The 16,230-nt window shown below is 43.9% G+C and carries 15 protein-coding genes and 1 pseudogene; 7 read left to right on the top strand and 9 right to left on the bottom strand.

Annotated features, from left to right (window positions below; genetic code table 11):
• The first annotated feature begins 328 nt into the window (after nucleotides 1-328).
• Nucleotides 329-469, top strand: coding sequence for a PEP-CTERM sorting domain-containing protein (locus tag QUA83_RS28315; RefSeq protein ID WP_333297406.1), 141 nt, complete (start codon nucleotides 329-331; stop codon nucleotides 467-469).
• A gap of 36 nt (nucleotides 470-505) precedes the next feature.
• On the opposite strand, the gene QUA83_RS28310 is transcribed toward QUA83_RS28315, so the two are convergent.
• From QUA83_RS28310 to def, 3 genes are all read right to left on the bottom strand, one after another.
• Nucleotides 506-1,843 carry a PrsW family glutamic-type intramembrane protease gene (locus tag QUA83_RS28310; RefSeq protein ID WP_333297404.1) on the bottom strand — a complete coding sequence of 446 codons (1,338 nt, stop codon included), beginning with the start codon at nucleotides 1,841-1,843 and terminating at the stop codon, nucleotides 506-508.
• Nucleotides 1,844-2,027: 184 nt separating this feature from the next.
• On the bottom strand, nucleotides 2,028-2,228 hold the full coding sequence (locus QUA83_RS28305; protein WP_199292547.1) for a hypothetical protein: 201 nt from the start codon (nucleotides 2,226-2,228) through the stop codon (nucleotides 2,028-2,030).
• Nucleotides 2,228-2,788, bottom strand: coding sequence for a peptide deformylase (gene def / locus QUA83_RS28300; RefSeq protein WP_333297402.1), 561 nt, complete (start codon nucleotides 2,786-2,788; stop codon nucleotides 2,228-2,230). The genes QUA83_RS28305 and def overlap by 1 nt, the downstream gene beginning before the upstream one ends.
• Nucleotides 2,789-2,889: 101 nt before the next feature.
• Between def and QUA83_RS28295 the strand changes: the two genes are divergently transcribed.
• Nucleotides 2,890-3,402, top strand: a complete 513-nt coding sequence (locus QUA83_RS28295) for a DUF1648 domain-containing protein (RefSeq protein WP_333297400.1) — start codon at nucleotides 2,890-2,892, stop codon at nucleotides 3,400-3,402.
• 240 nt (nucleotides 3,403-3,642) lie between these two features.
• Here the strand turns inward: QUA83_RS28295 and QUA83_RS28290 are convergent, their stop codons facing one another.
• A complete protein-coding gene (locus QUA83_RS28290; RefSeq protein WP_333297398.1) occupies nucleotides 3,643-4,098 on the bottom strand; it encodes an aspartyl protease in 456 nt (151 codons plus the stop codon).
• A gap of 119 nt (nucleotides 4,099-4,217) precedes the next feature.
• Here QUA83_RS28290 and QUA83_RS28285 point away from each other — a divergent pair, with 119 nt between their 5' ends.
• Nucleotides 4,218-5,510, top strand: coding sequence for a pentapeptide repeat-containing protein (locus QUA83_RS28285; RefSeq protein WP_333297397.1), 1,293 nt, complete (start codon nucleotides 4,218-4,220; stop codon nucleotides 5,508-5,510).
• Nucleotides 5,511-6,220: 710 nt separating this feature from the next.
• Here QUA83_RS28285 and QUA83_RS28280 read toward each other — a convergent pair.
• Complete coding sequence (locus QUA83_RS28280; protein WP_333297394.1) at nucleotides 6,221-6,844, bottom strand: TenA family protein; 624 nt, start codon at nucleotides 6,842-6,844, stop codon at nucleotides 6,221-6,223.
• Nucleotides 6,845-7,128: 284 nt separating this feature from the next.
• On the opposite strand from QUA83_RS28280, the gene QUA83_RS28275 reads away from it, so the two are divergent.
• Nucleotides 7,129-8,094, top strand: coding sequence for a glycosyltransferase family 2 protein (locus QUA83_RS28275; RefSeq protein ID WP_333297393.1), 966 nt, complete (start codon nucleotides 7,129-7,131; stop codon nucleotides 8,092-8,094).
• Nucleotides 8,095-8,443: 349 nt separating this feature from the next.
• Here the strand turns inward: QUA83_RS28275 and QUA83_RS28270 are convergent.
• Nucleotides 8,444-9,520: pseudogene (locus tag QUA83_RS28270) on the bottom strand (ISKra4 family transposase).
• A 365-nt stretch (nucleotides 9,521-9,885) separates the two neighbouring features.
• Here QUA83_RS28270 and QUA83_RS28265 point away from each other — a divergent pair.
• On the top strand, nucleotides 9,886-10,527 hold the full coding sequence (locus QUA83_RS28265; RefSeq protein ID WP_333297390.1) for an IS630 family transposase: 642 nt from the start codon (nucleotides 9,886-9,888) through the stop codon (nucleotides 10,525-10,527).
• Between the two features lie 353 nt (nucleotides 10,528-10,880).
• Here QUA83_RS28265 and QUA83_RS28260 read toward each other — a convergent pair whose 3' ends face one another.
• From QUA83_RS28260 to QUA83_RS28250, 3 genes are all read right to left on the bottom strand, one after another.
• A complete protein-coding gene (locus QUA83_RS28260) occupies nucleotides 10,881-13,121 on the bottom strand; it encodes a polysaccharide biosynthesis tyrosine autokinase (protein WP_333297388.1) in 2,241 nt (746 codons plus the stop codon).
• 39 nt (nucleotides 13,122-13,160) lie between these two features.
• The gene (locus QUA83_RS28255) at nucleotides 13,161-14,255 is read right to left on the bottom strand and encodes a glycosyltransferase (protein WP_333297386.1); all 1,095 of its coding nucleotides are present in this window, start codon (nucleotides 14,253-14,255) and stop codon (nucleotides 13,161-13,163) included.
• A 594-nt stretch (nucleotides 14,256-14,849) separates the two neighbouring features.
• Entirely contained in the window at nucleotides 14,850-15,449 is a 600-nt protein-coding gene (locus tag QUA83_RS28250; protein ID WP_333297384.1) for a glutathione S-transferase family protein, read from the bottom strand.
• Between the two features lie 165 nt (nucleotides 15,450-15,614).
• On the opposite strand from QUA83_RS28250, the gene QUA83_RS28245 reads away from it, so the two are divergent.
• Both QUA83_RS28245 and QUA83_RS30680 read left to right on the top strand, forming a co-directional pair.
• Entirely contained in the window at nucleotides 15,615-15,839 is a 225-nt protein-coding gene (locus tag QUA83_RS28245; protein ID WP_333297382.1) for a hypothetical protein, read from the top strand.
• Nucleotides 15,808-15,942: a hypothetical protein gene (locus QUA83_RS30680; RefSeq protein ID WP_445301824.1), complete on the top strand. Its 135-nt coding sequence runs from the start codon at nucleotides 15,808-15,810 to the stop codon at nucleotides 15,940-15,942. Before QUA83_RS28245 ends, QUA83_RS30680 begins: the two co-directional genes overlap by 32 nt.
• The last annotated feature ends 288 nt before the right edge of the window (nucleotides 15,943-16,230 follow it).

The raw sequence follows: 16,230 nt of genomic DNA, 5'->3' as shown, positions 1-16,230 counted from the left end.
GCTATTTTTACCAACGGGGGATGAGGGCTATAAGTCAGATTCAGTCTAGCTCTTAGCCATCTTGTCACCCCCCCAGATCGCACCTACAGCTTTATTTTATCAAGGGGATTTTCGCGGACTGCAAGCACGCGGTGGGGACTCTGCGACGAAAGAAATAATCATTCCTCCAGACGAGCCAGGAGGGCCTTTTTACCTCAAAGTTCAGGGTAACCCATCTTGGTCTATAGCTTCGGACGAGGAGTTCTCTGATAGGTGGAGCTCTGTTTTCGCGGGGTATAGGGAGCTATATATAGGTATAAACCAAGGCAGTGTATATCTAGCTGACGGAGTGAGCGTCCAGACCGAGGTTTTTTACAACCTAGTGAATACCGAACCCGAACCAGTTCCCGAACCTCTCACCGTTGGGGGGACAGCTTTAGCATTGGCAGGTTTAAGCTGGTTAAAACAAAAGAAAAAAATGGCAGCTTGAGGTGCGATCGCACCTCAACAATTAACCAGTCAGCAGTCACTTTTCATAAAATATTCGAGTTGCAAAATTTTGCTCTCGATTCGGAGACAGAGCTCTGGCTTTCAAAATCGCGGCTACCAAAAACGCATAGGACAAAACTCCCACCAACGCCAGCAAAAGTACGCTGGCTGCTCCCGACGCATTCCACAAAGCGTGAAGTGCCGAAGCACTGAAATAACCTACGCCCAAAATTTGCCAGCGCTTCCTGGGTTTGAGGGCGCTCAAACCGATAAAATATCCCAAATAGCCGCTGTAAGCCATGTGTCCGGCGGCGGAACCCAAAATGCGGGGAATTAGCAACTGCAATCCTACTAATTGTCCGGCGTCCGGCCCTGCTTGCAGGGTGACATTTTGGATGACATTGGGAACGTACTGCCCCAGAGTTTCTAACAGTGTAAAGCCCACTGCCGAAGCACTTCCTAACAGAATTCCGTCTAAAGGTTCCCAAACGCCGATTCGATCGCGCCACGGATTTTTCAGCCAATTTCCCAGCAACATCGCTCCCAAAACGGGCAGGGCTTTCAGCAATTCTTCCATTAGACCCGCCCCGAAAAACATTCTGGTCAAAAAAGGCAAAAAACTGATTGTTTCGCCTTCCGTTGGCAGGCGACCGGGCAAAATTTCTCTAAATACTAATATAAATCCAATTAATAAGGGGCTGATCACAATCAGGACTGTAGCTAAAGCCGAACCAAGCAAGACCCACCAAGGCTTGTGTTTGCCGCATAGTTGATAGATAAAGTAGTAAGCCGCACCGGCGAGGTAAGCTGACAGCAGCAAGTTGAATGCTGCAGAATTTCCAACGGCGACAAACATCGAAACGACAACAATAACTGTGGCGATACCTGGATATAAGTAAGCTTTTTGGCTTAATTGTTTGCCCGTGGAGGCGATCGGGAATAATTGAGTTAAAGTGAGAGCATCTTTTTCGATACCAGCAAAATTGCCAGTTTGTGGTGCTCTTAATCCGGGTTGATTTTGGTAAGTGGTTACGGGAGATTCAAATATAAATTCAGGGCCGTCAAGGCCGAGACTGATGCGATCGCCTGTTTCTAAAGTTTGGCAGCCAGAGATCTTTTGTCCGTTGATATAAGTTCCGTTAGCGCTGTTGAGGTCGCAAATTTGCCATCTCGTCAAAGTACCCTGAGTTAGGGGACGGATCATGGCGTGGCGACGGGAAACCATGCCGTGACCGATCGACTCTAAAACTATTTGACAATTGCGATCGCGTCCGATGACCAATTCCCCATCTTCAGAAAGTTGGTACTTGGATGCTGGCGTTCCCGCAGCCTCTTTGGCTGGCACTTGTCGCAGAAATCCGATTTCATTAGTCATGAGTTATGAGTCATTAGTCATTAGTCATTAGTCATTAGTCATTGGTCATGAACTCGCGAGCTGTTAGCTGATGTTATTTTTGAGCAATCTTTATTCCACAGTTATTGGTTGTTAGCTGCTGACTAATTACTAATTACTAATTACTAATAACTGCTGACTAATGACTAATGACTAATAACTCTGCTTATAGATTTGCCCTGGCATCCTGAACGGCTGCATAGAAAAATATGCCAGTTAGGGGTACGCTCAGGGCGAGGATGATGCCCGTGACTAAATTGCCAAGTTGAGCTTCTCCCGATGACAGCTCAAAGATGGAGCCGACTGCCGCGATCGCAGTGATGCACGAAAGAGCTAATAGTAAACCACTTTTCGGAGTTCCTGCCATCATACTGATTTTACTGCCTTTGGCGAAAATTTCTGCTTGACTAATGCTTCATTCAGTGCCAGCTTGTTTTCTACTCTGTCTACAAACAGCACTCCGTTGAGGTGATCCATTTCGTGCTGAATTGCCCTCGACAGTAACTCGGTTGCTATCAGGGTTTGTGGGCGGCCGTATTCGTCGCGGTAGGAGACTTCAATGACTTCTGGGCGTTTGACTTCTAAATAAACTCCCGGAATGCTCAAACACCCTTCTTGCAAGATGCAGACATCGCTGCTGCTACTTTTGATGGTGGGGTTGATCAAAACCATTGGGGGTGTGGCAGGGTTTTCCGGGTCGCAGTCGAGCACGATTACTTGTTTGTTGACTCCGACTTGGGGGGCGGCCAAACCGATACCATCCGCACTGTACATGGTTTGCAGCATTTCTCGGACTAGCTGCCGAATTTCTGCATCGACGCTTTTGACGCGCTTCGCTGGCTGCCGCAGGACGCGATCGCCTAATGTGTGTATTGTTAGGGGCGGTTTTTCTAACTTTTTCTTTTCAATCAAGACCTGAGCCGTCATAGAACCTCGCGGGATGTTTGGAAACCCCCAACGAAAGCTGTTGGGGAATGAAATAGGAAGCAATACTATTATTTTCAATATTAATCTAATTTTAAGTAGCCATGACTGGAAACGCACCAAACCAACGGCCGGTTATTTCTCTGGGGCTTTCGCCTGTTTTAGTGGCGGTAGAGCTTTTAGGTGCGATCGCGCTTTTGCTGGCTGTTTTGCTCATCGTCAAGTTTTGGGCGGTTTTGCCCGATCGAATTCCGATTCATTTTGGCTTGGGGGGGCTGGCTGATGCTTGGGGCGACAAGGTGACGATTTGGATCATGCCTGCGGTTGCTGCCATTATTTTTGCGGTTTTAACTGCGGTATCGCGCTATCCGCATACTTTTAATTATCCGGTACGGATTACTTCTGAGAACGCTCGCCGGCAATATCTGTTGGGGCGAGGTCTTTTGGTTTGGCTGAAGGCGGAGATTTGCTGGCTGTTGGCGTTTGTGGTGCGGCAGCAAATTCTTGTCGCTTTGGGCAATGCTCAAAGGTTTAGTATCGAGTTACTTTTAGGGTTAGTTTTTTTGATATTTGGGACGGTTAGCGTGTATTTGCTCAAGGCTTATTCTGCTCGCTAGATGTTGGGCAAAAATCTTACATATACCTAAAACCCATTTTTTTTGGTAGTTGTTTTTTACGGTACTTAATAATATCTAACCTCTCAAAAATAAAGAAAATTCGTTGGCAATTAGGAATAAGTTTATCAAATTTTTATGAGGAGTTTGGTCCTCACTACCAATATTTTTGATGGCGGGTAATTGACTGGACCTGATAGGAATCACAGGCGAGAGGTTTGTGCTACGGTAAACGCCACTCAACTAACCCATCAGATATGTTTGCTGATTGTTCATCGGCAATACTCGCAACTGTCGATTTTTCAAATCTGGTTCTAAGCCTAGTTCTTCCATGGGAATCACGCCCAACAAAACAGCAGAAACGCCTGCGGGCAATTCTAAACAATCAAATCTGCCTTCTCTCCCCTCTACAATAATTTGAGCGCCTGCAAAAATTCGACCTTTTTTGATACCAGCCGAGGTTTCTACATCTCTTTCTCCTACTTGTCTTAAACCTAGTTGGCTAATAATGGGAGCGGGCAAGGAAAGCAGAGTGGCTCCGGTATCGACAACAACGTTATCGAGGGTAACAGAGCGAACTTCCTCAGCAGCAATGAATCCCCGTTCAGCCATAACTAGATCGATGAAATTCGTGACGGTGATTGTAGTGATTACTTGACCCATTTGTTTTTCTTGCAGATTGGGGAGTACCAGGGCCATAGTATGTTACCTGTTTGAGTGTAATTAGTGGAGATTTCTATTGTAATATTATCTAGAATCATGCTTGGTTAGTTAAAATCGTTTTATTGACCAGCCACAGTTAGAATTTGCCTCAACGCATGACACCCGAACCAAACTCTTCTCAACCCAATCGCCCTGAATCTAACGTGACTGTAGAAAGTCAGAACGGTGCGAGCCCTACTGTGCCACCAGAATCAGGGACAATCGTCGCTACTGCTGAACCGGAAAAACCGGTGCCGCCGCCTCCAACTCGCAAGGTGTTTTTGCCGCAGCAGCCGGAACAAACGACTCCTGAGAAGTCGGGGTCAGTGCTGACGCTGGGGTTGATCGCAGCGATGATTTTTGGGCTGGCCAATGACAACATTTGGCTGGGCTTAATTGGCGCCGTCGGTGCGATCGGCATATCGCTGCGGCTAATGTGGCCGAGTTGGGGCAAAATCTGGGTGCAGGTAATTCCGCCAACTTGGCGCACGCTGATCGTCGCTTGCTTTGGGCTTTTAGCTGGGATTGTTGGCTTGCTGATGCTCAGCGGTAGTAATACTGAACCGGGAAGCCGCAACATCCAAATCAACTGGGACGCGATCGGCGCTCTCGGCGAGCTGATCGGCGCTTTGGGCCAAATTTTGATCGCGATTTTGGGCGTTTACGTGGCTTGGCGGCAGTATGTGATATCCAAAGATTTGACTATTCAGCAAAATCGAATTACGCAGCAGCAAACGATCGATGCTTATTTTCAAGGGGTTTCGGACTTAGCCCTTGACGAACAAGGGTTTTTGGAAGACTGGCCGCAGGAAAGGGCGATCGCAGAAGGCCGCACCGCTGCGATTATGAGCAGTGTAGATGCTGAAGGTAAAGCTAAAATTCTGCGGTTTTTATCGCAGTCGAGATTGGTTACTCCGCTGAAGCGCGATCGGCTTTTAGGCCGCCCCATCCTTGACGGCGACGGTGGCTACGCTGAAGATAGAGATCACGGTATCCGCGTTATCGATCTCAATGTCATGTTAGCGGGTGCTGACCTGGCTGGCACCGATTTGCGGTGGACGGATTTGAGCGAAGCCAACCTCGTCCGCGCCAATCTCAGCAAGTGCGATTTAGTGAAAGCTAACCTCTCGCGCGCTGTCTTGTACGACGCCAATCTCGCTCGCGCCGACATGAGAGCCGCCGCATTATTCTACGGCTCGGCACAAACTGCATCCCCCCGCAGCCGTACCGAATTTCCCAACTATCAAACGGGCGAACATACCGGCGCTGTGGTTGAACGTGTTGATTTCACCGGTGTCAAGCGGCTGTCGGAGGAGCAGCGCTATTACTGCTGCGCTTGGTGCGGCTCGAAGTCGAGAGAGACTATTCCCGGCGGCTGCGAAGGGATTCCCAATAAACTCGGACGTTAAAATTAGCAGTACGGCTGTACTTACGTATATATTTGGCGAGCGCTCGGCAGCGGACTATACTTTAATTTTAAATCTACAGTCTTGCGCTGTTTTAGCCATGACAAATACTGATTTAGGGCTAGAAGTAATTCCGCGCCTGGAGCGCTCCAAAAGCCGGGACTGGGTAATTTTGGTAATTGCTATGTGGTTTCTGATGGGACGGTAAATGGCACATATAAATCGCTAATTTAGGCTACAGCTATGCAGATGATGGGCATCAGCATTCTGTTGCTTTTTATCCGCTATTTTCTTTGCTGATGGGCGGCTTCACGACTCTGGGAATGCAAGTGGAATTAGCAGGGGTACTCATTAATAGTTGGGCGTTTTTGCGTGCATTGTTGCTGGTTGCAAGCTGTTAGTAAATTTGCCCTGATTTGGGGCAATGGCTATTTGTTGTGGTATGGGCGAAAATGGCTGAGCATTACAGTCATCTATTTCGGCTTTTGCTCTTTAGCGCTACTGATCAGCTCTAGTATTATGCAATCGGTTCTTCCCTACGCTTACGGCATTGTCTCCCTCTCGGTGGGAGTCGGTTTAGTGTTGAGTAGTCAGCCTCGTTGGGAATATGCTGTTAGGACATTATTTGCTACATTCCTGCTGTACATAGCTGTTAAATTTACTGCGTGTAGGTAGCTTAAGATACTTCTCCATATCTTTTCCATAAACTTAATTTACTCTATTTCCCAAGCTGCCTGAAAAAAGTCTCTTTCGCACAGCATAGCGTAGCGATAGGTGGCTTCTACCTCTGGCCCAGCCTCTGCGTAGCGATCGACCAAACTTTCCAGCCGTTTTGCTAAAATCTCAAAATCCGGGCTGCTATAGGTGGAAATCCAGTCGCTAAAGGCGTGTTTCGGTATATTAGGTTTAGCTAGCTGCTGTCCCAAAAAAGCATACAACCGCAAGCAAGGAGTCATGGCGGCTACTGTCAAACCTACACCACTTCCCCAGGCTGTCGCTAATAAAAAATCTGTGTAGCGGCGGGTAGCAGTTCCCGGTTTTGTCTCTTGCAAGTTTACACCCCATTTGGCTGCATATCCTTGATGCAAACGAAGTTCTTCTAAAACGCCACTAGCGAGATTGTGGAGGATTTCAAACCCCTCCCAGTCGGGTGCTTTTGCAGCAGCGATACTGTAAGCGCGAGCGAATGCTCCCAGAAAAAATGCGTCTTGTGCAACGTAATATGCAAAACTATTTTGGGGGAGGCTGCCGTCAGCAATGCCTCTGACAAAGGGATGGTGCAGACAAGCTTCGCTTAAGTCTTGATTTGCTTGCCAAAGATAATTGGAATTGGTCATGCAATTTTGAATCGATGGGTTATGATTGTAATTTTTATATATCTGACTAAACATCTATGATAACAGATATTTTCGCTGTGCGTCAGTCTTATGGTATCTTTTATTTTTCGTATTTAAGAAAATAGATAAATTTTGGTATGCGGCTATTTTGTGGGATGCTGTTGTCTCGCTTAAAGAGCGAAATTACGTGCCGAATCTCTCTCTCGTGAAGCAGCCAGGGTGTTTGGGAAAAAAGAAACTTTTGATTTAACGGTTGAAAAACCGATTTTTAAACAGAAACTGCAATGAACGATACACCTAAGTATTCCTTGGTAATTCCTATCTATAACGAAGAAGAAAATCTCGCTGAATTGTATCGGCGCATTAGTGCCGTGATGGAGCGAATGGACGGCCCAGTAGAATTAATTTTAATCAATGATGGCAGTCGCGATCGCTCTCTGGACATTTTGCGAGAATTGCACGAAAAAGACGCGCGAATTTGTTACCTCAGTTTTGCCCGCAATTTCGGTCATCAAATAGCTGTAACTGCAGGTTTAAACTTTTCTAGAGGTCAAGTTGTAGTCATCATGGACGGCGATTTGCAAGATCCACCAGAGCTAATTATAGATATGATAGAACAGTGGCGGCAGGGCTATCAAGTTGTTTACGCTCAACGCACTCAACGCCGTCAAGAAGGTTGGTTTAAGCGGTTGCCGGCTTATATGTATTATCGCATTTTGCGTCATCTTGCTGATGTTGATATTCCGATAGATACTGGAGATTTTTGTTTGATGGATAGGTGCGTGGTGGATGTACTCAACGCCATGCCAGAACGTAACCGCTACATTCGGGGACTGCGGGCTTGGATTGGTTTTAAACAAACGGCGGTTAAGTTTGAACGTGATCCGCGCTTTGCAGGCGAGGTTAAGTATACCTTCAGAAAATCTTTAAGTTTGGCGATGAATGGTTTAGTATCTTTTTCAAAAGTTCCCCTCCGACTTTCGATTTATCTGGGTTTATTTGCAGCATTTATATCTGTGTTAATGGCTTTTTTGATTTTGTATTGGCGGCTTTTTTATCCAAGTTCGGCATTGACTGGTTTAACAATTGTGATGATGGCAGTTTTCTTTTTGGGTGCGGTACAGTTGGTCAGTATTGGGATTTTGGGTCAGTATATAGGGCGGATTTATGAGGAGGTGAAGGGCCGGCCACTTTATACGCTGGCCGAAGTTGCTGGTTTCGATCCATTTCGTCAAAAAAATGGTAAATAAGCAGAAATTTTTTACTATCTTGACGGCTTACAGATAGCGGTTGTACGGTGCGTGTGCTGAATTACCTGGAGCCTAGACAAGCTTCAAACTGCGGGTTATGGATGGATTATTTTCTACTTGATTTCAGCCGATATAAACTGACTAATAAGTAAGCACTACTACTGGGAGGGTGACAAAGAAGCCTAGGAATGAGAATAAATAAGGGTTGCAGCTTGTATATCCTGTTGAGAAAAGCAAAGTTGCTTCGCGCGTTGTAACCTCCAGTTTTACCATCAATGAAATATCATTAAAGAGTCAAAGCAAAGGAAATCATATGGGAGCATGTCACTTTTGTACTGAGTAATTATACTCAGGCAACTTTTCGCTGATTACCAATTAAGCCGTTCAAGTAAGCACAACGATGAGCTAATACTTGTCCCACATTTTCGGATTTCCAACTCGCTCCAGATATTTTAATTCGTCTGGCTATTTGCTTAATGCCTGATTCTACTGCTCCCGAACCAATTGAACAAATGCCATCAAGAGAGAAAACTTCATAGTTGATAATCCTGTCTTTGTGCTTTTCTAAATATTTGCCAAAATTCACTGCTGATTTTTTCTTGAGCTTTGTAAATAGAGCTATCGCACTCTCTACATTCCCTGTCCACAAGTATGCTTCTGCTTGCTTAAGTCGCTTTATTGAACCACCTACTTTTTGAAGATTTTGATTCAGATGATACCAATCTAGAATTTCTCTTCTGTTCTGTTCGCAACTGATTTCCTTAAATATATTCCACACTCCATCATGTCCATCGCCCAAGCAAGTTATAGGTTTTGCTAGTGGTTGTTTATTTGCCCAATTAATGATGATATCATTTTGATTAAAACTAGCCACCATACCAGCTTCCGACACAATTGCTTTATAGTCTTTCCATTCAGAGTTTTGTCCTTGAGGTCTCCTGAGTCGTACTTTTCCACCATCTGCACTTAGCTCCTCAATATCTGCTGTGGCGATGGGCTGGTGGAAGTCTTGATAATGTACTAATCTGGCGTTGTGTTTTAGACGCAACACTCACTCCCGTTAGATATTTAATATCAAGAGCTGCATGCTGATAAGAAACATTGGCACTCAGTCTTAAGCAACAGTTTTCTAAATGTGGACTCAATCGACTACGGCTGCCACAGCCTAGTTTATCTGCTTGTTTCTGAGTGATACTTAAATTACCAAGAGTGCTTTTTAATGTCTTGATTCTTCCGGCTTTTGTACCGGTAGTTGAGCAGATAAAAAAAAGCCGATATGTGGTGTCACATGAGTCAAAACTTGGTCTCTAACTGCCAGTTCAATATCTTCTAATGTCTGCAAGCAATCAGGATTAGAATCATCATAAAGTATGACAGAAATAGCATCTAGATGTGTTTTAATTGCCTGTTGTTGTTCGGGTGTCATGATTATACAGCAGATTCCATGTATATGTGGTACACTACATTCAGTACATCAGCCGAAAAAATGAAAGCTTATTCGATCGAGTTTCGTATAAAAATAGTTAAAGCGTATGAACAAGGTGATACATCAGTCAGGAAAGTAGCCCAACGTTTTGATGTCAGTAAAGCGTTTGTGCAAAAAATCTTAAAACAAAAACAAACGACTGGCCACCTTCAACCAAAAAAACCGGGGGGAAGCCTGAAAAGTGTGTTACACTCGTCGACAACTAAATTGATCGAGATGGTGGAAAAATATCCGGATAGCACTTGATCAGAATATTGTGAATACTGGCTAGATAGCCACAAGCAATCTGTCAGCCCTAGTATGATGTGTCGCGAATTAAAAAAACAAAATATGACGCGAAAAAAAAAACAATACGGAGTAGTCAATCTGCCACCGACCGAGTGCAAATTTTGAGGTGTGAGTATTGGGAGAAAGTGAAAAATATCGACCCTGAAAACCTGGTATTTTTGGATGAAATGGGCGTTTTATTGGGGTTGACACGAACCCACGCACGTTCAAGATATGGTAGTAGAGTCTATGATTTAAAACCCTTTTATCGGGGTGCAAAAGTAACAGTTATTGGAGCAATCAGCTTAAAAAAAGTAGTAGGATTAATGACGCTGAATGGGTCGATGGATAGTCAGGCATTTGCAGTTTTTGTAGAACAGTGTTTAGTGCCAAACTTATGGAAAGGTGCAGTCGTTGTTATGGATAATCTACCAGCCCATAAGTTGGCGGTGATTGAACCATTGATTCAAGCGGCTGGTGCCAGTATCCTGAACTTATCACCTTATTCTCCTGACTTTAATCCGATCGAATTATGGTGGTCACAACTCAAAGCTTTTTTACGTAAGTTTTCGCCCACTACTACCAAGATGGTTGACGTTTTACTAGCTACTGCGCTTGATTTGGTTAATCCACAGCACTTTAAAAACTGGTTTACAAGCTGCTGCTACTGTACTTCATAAACCTGGAATCCGCTGTATATCAAGTGGGAAGAGATGATAATTATCGCCGATCATAGCATTTATTGTAAAAATGAAGTAGACGAGATTCCGTGAATATCAAGTATTTCAAGCCTTATTGCATAGCTCATCTATCTGAGAAACGCTATATACCGATCATCAGTAAAAAAGTCACGTTGGAGTTTATGAGTATTTATACTCATTGTAAAAGTGACACGCTCCCAATCATATTCTATCGACCTCCGAGAAAAAATAGTGACAGTACACTTGACAGAAAAGTTGCCACCCGGTTTGGTGGAGCGTAAAAGTCTGGTACAAAAACTGGTCAAACAACGCTTCTGTTCACGGAAATATTTTTATGATTTGACACTGGCTCTGTTACTCTTTTTGAGACTAATACCACCATTTGCGATTACCCCGATCGTATTTAACTTGTTCAGCATGGCTGTAGTCTCAGTAAGTGCAGTTTTTGTCACCCGATCAATGCGTGTCACCAACACTACCCCCCGGCAACAAGATGCAATCAGCAGAGCATCTACCATCCCTAAAACGGGAGGTGCATTCAGCAGAACTAAATCATAACTCTGCTCAAATCCTGCCATTAATCTCTGCATTTGAGGAGAACTTAACAGATTTACTGGATCTTTGGGTATTGGCCCAGAAGTCAAAATATCAACATATAAGTCTGATGCTGGAACATGACTGGGTATAGGCACTTTAGCGTTAGTTTCCAGCAAAGTTGAAAGCCCATACTCATTAGGAATATTGAGCTGTGTATGCAGCATCGGCTGACGGAAATCAGCATCAATTAGCAGTACCCGTTGATGTAGACGCGCAGCACTAATTGCCAAACCTAATGCGATTGTTGATTTTCCCTCACCCTCCAATGCTGAAGTAATTATTAAAGGACTAAACATCGAACCCGAACTTTGAAGTTGAATGTTCTTATAAATTAGATCAAAGGATTCCCAAACAGGTGGACTATGAATTACTTCAATCGTGCAAGGTGCCATACCTTCTGGCTTACCGAAAGGTAGCTTAATGATGGGTTCGCTTGCCCAAGCGGCGGAAGCTTGTCGCTTGCCGCCGAACGGTAGCTTAATGATTAGTTTGTTCTTCTTGATTTGCGGTAGTTGTGGAGTCATGCCTAGTAAAGGCAGGGGAACCAGTTTTGTTAACTGATCCGAGCTATGAACAGAATCATCCAACATATCGCGAATAAAAGCCACAGCAACACCCAAGAACAACCCAACCACGACACCTAGCATAACGTTCTGCCGTTTTTTGGAATTACTCACTATACCGAGCTGCGGTACTTCCACAACTTGCCAATCAAATCCACCTCGGGCAATTTCCAGGCTTAAGTCCTGCCGTGCTTTCTCTAACTGTTGAAATGTTTCACGCTTGAGTTGTATGTCTGTTTGTAGACGAGTGTACTTAGCCAATAGATTAGGAAACCGAGCGAGTTCTACACGGAGCTGCTGCTCTTTTTTTGCCTGTTCTTCGTCGCGTGCACTTAAACCCTTTAAGTTTGTCTGAATCTCCAGAAGCTTAGTAGCGATAGTTAAGTCGGTTGCACCGAGTTGCCTTTCGGTCAAAAGGCTTTCTCCAGTACCAGGAAGTTGAGCAGAAACTTCTGGTGTAGCACGTTGCCCTTCTGCTTGCAAGAGACTTAGTTGCTTGTTGCGCTCCGAGAGTAACTTTTGAATAACTGGGTTTCTGTCAGTGAAGCGTATCCGTTGCTGGGCGATCGCTAAATCTGTCTTTTGGATTTCGTTGAGTAAGGCTTGATAACGAGAAGACTGACTTAGCCGTGCTGCAACGAGCGCTTCCTGGGGAGAACTAGCAAGTTGCTGCTGCAAAGAGTCGTATTGAGCCTGAAGATCCATTCTAGTCGCCTGATTGGCCCGTCGATCCTGCTGAATGTTGTTAATTGCCTCAGTCAAAGCTTTTGCTTGTACTTCTGGTTCAATCAGATTTTGATTTTTGCGAAACTCTTCTAAAGTACCCTCAACTTGAGCAACATTCTTACTAACCTTTGGTAATTGTTCATTAATGAAGGCAAGACCTTTAGTTAAACGTAGTCTCTGCTGTTCTCGGTTGTAATCCAGATAAACCCGTTGCATTACTTGTAGAACTTTTTGGGTTTGAGTCGGATCATTAGCCGTATAAGTTGCTTCAAAAATCTTAGTAGTCTTGTCTGATCCCTTGCCAGCCGCCACTTGAGTGACGGTTAAGTATTTTTTAATCTCCTCTACATCGAGATCGGGATACTCAGGGCTAAGCAATTCCACCGCCCTTTGGAGGAGCATAGGGCCTTGCATCAGACTAAGCTGAGTAGCATTGTCTATCTCAACATTAGAATCAGCAAAGAGATTATCTGTTTTACTGTCTTTTTTGCCTTGATAATTAGATTCTACCAAGAGCTGCATTGAGCTTTTATAGGTAGGTTTGTCTATCAACGCTTTTGCAGTGGCAGCAGCCAATACAATAAACAAGACACTTAGCAACCAAAAGCGCCGGCGGATTAAAACTGCAAACAGTTCTCCATAGCCAGCTTCTGTTTCAGCCATTGAGTAGATATTGTTTTCAGTCACTTCTACGCCTCGCTAAGAAACCTATTAAACCAAATATATTTATGGCTGATGATCGCTGCAAACTTCCTCAATAACTCTCTCTACTTTTCTAAAAAAAACTTCTTCGGAAAAGTTATCGACCGCATGGTATCGAATTTTTTCGTAATCCCATGCAATCTTACTGGACTCAATTAATGCTGTGTGAATAGCTTCCGGTGTCTGTAGATTGAAAAAGATGCCAGTCTTACCTGGTATCTGAGTATCTAATACACCACCCTTACCATAAGAAATTACGGGCGTTCCACTCGCATTGGCTTCCACTGGAACTAAGCCATAATCTTCCAAAGCAGCAACAATAACACCACGAGCTTTAGACATCAACTGACTACGTTCTGTATCGCTGACATGACCTAGAAATTTGATATTGTTTAAAGCTCTGGACTCAAGACGCTCTCGCTCGGGGCCATCACCCGTGATCAATAATGGCCATCCCAGCCAATTGAATGCTTCAATAATTACATCGATACGTTTGTAACCAAGAAGACGAGCTGAGGTCAAATAAAAGTCCTCCTTATCTTTGGAATAAATAAATTTATTGATGTCAATGGGATAGTTAATAACAACTGAGTGCTTGCCATAGAATTGCTGGATACGACTGGCAACAGTGCTGGAATTAGCAATATAAAAGTCAGGTTCCTGAGCTGAATCAAGATCTGCTTTCCTCATTTTCTGAAATATCGGTTCGAGCATACCAGAAAGATTTCGATAGGTAGCATAGTCTCGCAGATATGTGGTGGTATCCCACAAAAACCGGGTGACATTGTGACAGAAACAAATATGTTTAGCTCCTGGTCTTTTCCGCACAGCTTTAGCAAAGCTCGTGGTGCTGCTGATAATCAGATCGTAGTCTTGTAGATCCAAGGCTCGAAAGGCTGAAAAATAAAATGGAGCCATTAGCCTAAAATTCTTACTTGCTCCTGGAACCTTCTGAAGTACAGTTGTACGAACTTCACGTTCGCCCAGATCAATAGTTTGTTTAGGTTCGTACACAGACGTGAAAATATCAGCATTGGGGTAGCGTGTACACAGCAATTCAAATACACGCTCTGCCCCACCGGGCTGTGTTAAGTAATCATGGACTAGGGCAATTTTCATACTACTCTCTCTATTTTAGATCATCCGACACCGATGATGCCGTTGTAAAAATACTTCTTCTTTCACCCTTCCTAGATCGCGTTATCAATTCCACCAGATAACGGCAGCACCCAGGTAACTTGCACCGAGAAAGTTGGTTACACCTAGACAAACGCATCGTAATCATCCGATACTGCTTCAGTTGAAATTATCAGTTTTTTATTCCCTTGATGAGCCTTGTAGAAGTCCAGGTCGTCAGCACTAGGATTACATGGCTTGCGCCCTGGCGAAATTACTGGTATCTTGTGTTGTACCTGGAGCCAAATACTTACGTATTGATTCAGTATGATACCCCCGATCGGCCATCACTGTGTCGGTGATCACCTTAGACAGAAGTTTTTCAGAGCCATTTAACAATACTTCGGACTTTTGATGGCAAAGTGTAGAATAAGGGTTGCAAGGCTCCAACGCTATTTCCCTACCAACGGAAAATGGACGCTTTCAGACTACGAACTCAAAACAGTCCGCACTACTGATCTAAGGTACCCTACTTGTAGGGAGTTTTAAGTGAAAACTCAGGGATTGCCGAACCCATCTATAATAACATGAATCTTGTTATTGCTGAATGCTGATATATCCAGGCTGACTTTTTACCCGATCGCTCCAAGTTTGAATTGCTGGAAATCTGGTTAAATCAAATCCACCTTCGTCAGCAACGTGAGTGTAAGCAAATAAACCTATGTCAGCAATGGTATAGCGATCGCCTACAAAAAAAGCATGGTTTGCTAAATGCTGTTCCATCACTCCCAAAGCAGCATAACCCGGTGCTTGTTTTTGTTGAAGTGCTTCCTTGTACTCCTCAGCTTTACCTGTCAAATACCAAAAGCGAGAAGTCGCAATGAAAGGTTCATGGCTGTATTGTTCAAAGAATAACCACTGCATGACTTTGGCGCGTTCAAATTTATTACTGGGGAAAAACTCTGTTCCTTCACTCAAATAAAATATAATTGCATTTGATTCAAATAAAAATTCACCCGCTTCTATTTCTAAAACAGGAATACGCCCGTTAGGATTTTTAATTAAAAACTCAGGAGTTCGACTTGCTCCTTTGAGAATGTCTATCTCTATCCTCGCGAAGGGAAGATTAAGCTGAGTTAAAAGCAAGCGGATTTTGTAGCAATTACCAGAGGGAGAATATTCGTAAAGTTTCAACATGAGTGTTTTTTATACCGCAGAGAACACAGAGAACGCAGAGTTAAGAAAGAGAGAAGTTTACAGATGATTGTAGCATTTGTGGGTAAGAGCAGAATTGCTACGCTCAGAAGTGATATGGGTAAGGTGTAGCGCAGAGTATCTAAATTTATCGATATGGGAGATTAAATGAAATTACACTGGGAAATTCCTAACTTAAATTCTGAGACTATCGCCTTAATCTACGGATTTCTAGGCTTAGTTGGATTTAGCTTGACACTCCCGGCAACCAGAGCGGCTGCGATCGATTTAGACCCACTGTTTTTAGGTTTAGGACGGGGAGTTTGCTACTGTGACCTAAATCGAAGAATATCCAGCGCAAATGCTCTACCCCTCCCGGCAAAACCTGCGTGATCACAACGGAAATTCCAGGCAGGCGATCGCCTTTAAGCATATTAGACCTCTTGCAAAAGTCCTTTTCATAAATTTATTGAATGGGCCCCAGAGCCCGTCCTAGTTATTTTTGCAAGAGGTCTATTCATCCCGATGTTAGTGCGATTGTCTCTACTTTTTCTAGTTTACCGATCGATCGAGTGCTTCAGCAGACATACTCTAAATCTGAGAAAGGTTTCGCCTGAAAAACCCTCCCAAAGACAGTTCTAAATTATCCCGAACAGAGGTTAATGTAAGGCGGTTAAATTCATTCAAGGCTCTGAGCATGACATCTTCTAAGTAGTTAAGCAAAATTAATTACATAATTATCTCCAAATTCTTTAAGAATTCTTTCGACAGATGAAACAAGAGA

Source organism: Microcoleus sp. K1-B1 (assembly GCF_036704705.1).
GTDB lineage: Bacteria > Cyanobacteriota > Cyanobacteriia > Cyanobacteriales > Microcoleaceae > Microcoleus.
Note: the sequence above shows the minus strand (reverse complement) of the source record. Positions and strands in the feature narration are given on the sequence as shown.

What these genes read in the sequence shown, in the direction of transcription:
- QUA83_RS28310 (WP_333297404.1), bottom strand. Translation starts at nt 1,843, where the DNA reads ATGACTAATGAAATCGGATTTCTGCGACAAGTGCCAGCCAAAGAGGCT.
- QUA83_RS28305 (WP_199292547.1), bottom strand. Translation starts at nt 2,228, where the DNA reads ATGGCAGGAACTCCGAAAAGTGGTTTACTATTAGCTCTTTCGTGCATC.
- def (WP_333297402.1), bottom strand. Translation starts at nt 2,788, where the DNA reads ATGACGGCTCAGGTCTTGATTGAAAAGAAAAAGTTAGAAAAACCGCCC.
- QUA83_RS28295 (WP_333297400.1), top strand. Translation starts at nt 2,890, where the DNA reads ATGACTGGAAACGCACCAAACCAACGGCCGGTTATTTCTCTGGGGCTT.
- QUA83_RS28290 (WP_333297398.1), bottom strand. Translation starts at nt 4,098, where the DNA reads ATGGCCCTGGTACTCCCCAATCTGCAAGAAAAACAAATGGGTCAAGTA.
- QUA83_RS28285 (WP_333297397.1), top strand. Translation starts at nt 4,218, where the DNA reads ATGACACCCGAACCAAACTCTTCTCAACCCAATCGCCCTGAATCTAAC.
- QUA83_RS28280 (WP_333297394.1), bottom strand. Translation starts at nt 6,844, where the DNA reads ATGACCAATTCCAATTATCTTTGGCAAGCAAATCAAGACTTAAGCGAA.
- QUA83_RS28275 (WP_333297393.1), top strand. Translation starts at nt 7,129, where the DNA reads ATGAACGATACACCTAAGTATTCCTTGGTAATTCCTATCTATAACGAA.
- QUA83_RS28255 (WP_333297386.1), bottom strand. Translation starts at nt 14,255, where the DNA reads ATGAAAATTGCCCTAGTCCATGATTACTTAACACAGCCCGGTGGGGCA.
- QUA83_RS28250 (WP_333297384.1), bottom strand. Translation starts at nt 15,449, where the DNA reads ATGTTGAAACTTTACGAATATTCTCCCTCTGGTAATTGCTACAAAATC.
- QUA83_RS28245 (WP_333297382.1), top strand. Translation starts at nt 15,615, where the DNA reads ATGAAATTACACTGGGAAATTCCTAACTTAAATTCTGAGACTATCGCC.
- QUA83_RS30680 (WP_445301824.1), top strand. Translation starts at nt 15,808, where the DNA reads ATGCTCTACCCCTCCCGGCAAAACCTGCGTGATCACAACGGAAATTCC.